The 318-nt window shown below is 55.0% G+C and carries 1 protein-coding gene; it reads right to left on the reverse strand.

What is annotated here, in order from left to right:
* Positions 1-2: 2 nt before the first annotated feature.
* Positions 3-318 (reverse strand): HNH endonuclease (locus AC1RPX_RS07880; protein WP_481763343.1); only part of this gene is annotated, 316 nt, incomplete at its 5' end.

Consider the following 318-nt stretch of genomic DNA (forward strand, 5'->3'; position numbering starts at 1 on the left):
TGTCAGTAGTGCTCATGTTGAGTTCCTTGTTGTCCTTGAGGTTGGTACTCGCGACGACCCTTTTCCCAATTGCAGGGCCCACACATCGTGGTCATGTTGTGAAGCGCGTCCGCCCCACCGTTATGGCGGCTAATCGTATGATCGTGCGTAAATATCACGTCTTTGCCATTGACGGTACCCCACATATTCATATGGAACGGACCGTCGCCGCCTTTCTTCGAATACGTGCGCTCGATCGCGAAGTATGAGGCTTCGGCACCACACGCGCTGCACGTCGTTCCGTGCTTAGCAAAGCAGCGCAGGCGCTTGCTCGTGGTA

The sequence above is a fragment of the Dellaglioa sp. CoH-56-MRSF-14 genome (assembly GCF_056782115.1).